Genomic DNA, 2573 nt, shown 5'->3' on the forward strand with positions numbered 1-2573 from the left:
CCCCGCCAAGACGCCCGAGGGCTATGCCTCCGGTGCGTTCGGCCCGACCACTGCGGGCCGTATGGATTCTTTTGTCGATCAGTTCCAGGCCGCCGGCGGCTCGATGGTGATGGTCGCCAAGGGCAACCGCGCGCCGGCCGTGCGTGAGGCCTGCAAGAAGTATGGCGGCTTCTATCTCGGCTCGATCGGCGGTGCCGCGGCGAATCTTGCCGAGCACTGCATCAAGAAGGTCGAGGTGCTCGAATATCCCGAGCTCGGCATGGAAGCGATTTGGCGCATCGAGGTCGTCGACTTCCCGGCGTTCATCATCATCGACGACAAGGGGAACGACTTCTTCAAGGAGTTGAATCTGGGCTGAGGCCGCGTTCCCCGGACGCTGCGCAGCATGAAATGATGCGCTGCTGATCCGGGGTCCCCGTGGCGGGCATGGGTCCCGGCTCTGCGATGCACCGCTTCGCGCTGCGTCGCGTCCGGGACACGAGACTTACTCGCTCAACTACAATTTGTGACCTGGTTGGAGCACAGCCCGCGCCACCAGCCGCGGATGCCGTCCTGGCTCTCGACCAAGCCCCAGAGGCCACTGCAGGCAAAGATGCGCTTCGGGCCGCCATCGGTGTCGATCGCGCCGCCGAGTTCGCGCTGGGCGGGCATCCATTTCGCATCAACGAAGGGCGCCTGGAACAGACCGCCCATGCGTGTCGCGCCATTGGCGTAGGACGCGCCGACCTTGTTGGAGGCGACCCAGCCGCGTCCGGCATAGGGCTTTGGCGCGCTGCGCGGATATTTCTTGTCGTCCTCGTAGTCCTTGCCCGGCGGCTTGGCGCCTTCGATCAGAAACCAGCCGTTCTTGAAGCCGATGATGCGGAATTCGGTGAGCCAGCCGCCATCGGGCGTGTTCTCGCTGCCGCCGAGCTTGAGCCGGTAGGGCGGCGGAAGCGTGCCGAGCACACGCGCCTTGATCGATGGTTCGGCACGCACGTTGAGGCCATCAGGATCCTTGTCGACGGACCAGGCGCCGAAATCGCAGGGCTCGGTACCGTCGGGAAGCGTCGAGCGCTTCGCGGCGAGATCGGCATGCAGCTTTGGGAAGTCGGTGTCGTCGGTGTCAGGATCGGGCCCGCTACGCGGTTTCAATGCGACCGAGACTGCGCGCGTCGCATCCGGCGTCAGCGCGACCACGAGAGCCTGGCGCGTGGCGAACACGCTTGCAGGTGACTTCGGATCGTTCGACGAGATCGGATAGACGGCGAGGTAGCCCGTCGACCCTTCGGTTCGATAGGCCGTGCCGGCGACATAGCCTGCCGGTAGCATGGCGAGCGCGCTTGCCCGCCACGCCGGTTCGGCGTCGTCCGCGCTAGCCGCTTGTGTCGCGACACACAGGATCGTCGCCGCGATGAGACCGAGCGCGCGCACCGTTGCCGCGCGGCTTAGGCGCGCGTGCCGGTGAACGGGAAGCTGCCCATCGGGCCGATGCCCATCTCACCGCTCATGCTGTCGCCGGAGACGGTTCCGATGAATTCGAGCGTCAAGGGCATCGGATTGGTGATCGAGACCTTCCAGTTGACGGCATCGCCGCTGACGGTGCCATCGAAAATCTCGGCTGTATCGCCTTCCGCGCCCTGCGTCCCCGTGAGCGTGCCGCCGGCAGCCGTCAGGCTCAGCGTCGCCTTGCGCTCGCCCATGGGGGTCGTCAGGGTCAGAGTCCAGTTGCCGTCGACGGCCATTCGCGTCTCCCAAGATCCCGGCGGACCGCGACGATCCGCGGGCCAGTCCCGGCCGAGCGTATAGCGCAACTCGCCGCTCGCGCCTAACGCTCCGTTGGAGGCATTTAGGCGCGGGCGGCGGCGCGTCGTCGGCTGGTGACGATGAGGCGAAGCACGACGTATTGCACGGCGAAGGCGAGGATCTTGGCGCCGCCCGCGACCACCGTGATGTAGAACGCCCACAGCTTCAGATCGCCTGTGGAGGCGACGGCGATCATGCCGGCGCCGATTACGAACATTAGCGCGGCCCAGGCATAACCTGCAGCCGTCACATATTCCGGAACGGTCTCGACGACGATCGGCGGCATGTAGCGCAGCATCCAGCCCCGCTTGAGCATGATGGCGCCGATCGCGAAATGCGCGATCGAGGGCTTTGCGAGCATGAAGCGGGGATCGTTGGTCAGCAGCGTGACCGTGCCGAGCACGACGACGAGCGCGACGCTCGCATAGGTCATGTAATTGAGCTGCTGCCCCTTGACGCGCGCGTAGATCACCTGCGCGATCGCTCCGGCAATCGCCACCGACGTTGCCAGGACGACGTTGTCGGTGATGATGTAGATGACCAGGAAGACGATGGCAGAGAAGAGGTCGGAGGCGAGGCGGGCGAATACGTCCTTCATCGTCGATCCTGTTCAGCGGGAGTTGGACATTGGGCTGGCCGGCGCACCGTACTTGATCTGCCGATATTCGGGATACCATTTTGTGAAATAGATCGCGCTGTTGCGGGCGGCGAAGGCGACCGCAAGGCTCGACCAGAGCGGCAGGCCGGGGACATAGAGCAGCACGAGATTGGCGGCCGCCATCAGCAGC

The 2573-nt window shown here is 65.2% G+C and carries 4 protein-coding genes; 1 reads left to right on the forward strand and 3 read right to left on the reverse strand.

Features of this window, described 5'->3' with window-relative positions:
- A partial coding sequence (locus IVB32_RS15190; RefSeq protein ID WP_247410674.1) for a fumarate hydratase C-terminal domain-containing protein occupies positions 1-358 on the forward strand: 358 nt, incomplete at its 5' end.
- 134 nt (positions 359-492) lie between these two features.
- Here IVB32_RS15190 and IVB32_RS15195 read toward each other — a convergent pair.
- The 3 genes from IVB32_RS15195 to IVB32_RS15205 form a co-directional block, all read right to left on the reverse strand.
- Complete coding sequence (locus tag IVB32_RS15195) at positions 493-1413, reverse strand: SH3 domain-containing protein (RefSeq protein WP_018456403.1); 921 nt, start codon at positions 1411-1413, stop codon at positions 493-495.
- A gap of 14 nt (positions 1414-1427) precedes the next feature.
- Positions 1428-1724: a hypothetical protein gene (locus IVB32_RS15200; RefSeq protein WP_007602176.1), complete on the reverse strand. Its 297-nt coding sequence runs from the start codon at positions 1722-1724 to the stop codon at positions 1428-1430.
- A gap of 104 nt (positions 1725-1828) precedes the next feature.
- The gene (locus IVB32_RS15205) at positions 1829-2383 is read right to left on the reverse strand and encodes a septation protein IspZ (protein WP_085349396.1); all 555 of its coding nucleotides are present in this window, start codon (positions 2381-2383) and stop codon (positions 1829-1831) included.
- Between the last annotated feature and the right edge of the window lie 190 nt (positions 2384-2573).

Origin of the sequence: Bradyrhizobium sp. 23 (genome assembly GCF_023073295.1) — a bacterium.
GTDB lineage: Bacteria > Pseudomonadota > Alphaproteobacteria > Rhizobiales > Xanthobacteraceae > Bradyrhizobium > Bradyrhizobium canariense_D.

Excerpts from the sequence above, each read along its gene's own strand:
- IVB32_RS15200 (WP_007602176.1), bottom strand. The coding sequence starts at position 1,724 with ATGGCCGTCGACGGCAACTGGACTCTGACCCTGACGACCCCCATGGGC.
- IVB32_RS15205 (WP_085349396.1), bottom strand. The coding sequence starts at position 2,383 with ATGAAGGACGTATTCGCCCGCCTCGCCTCCGACCTCTTCTCTGCCATC.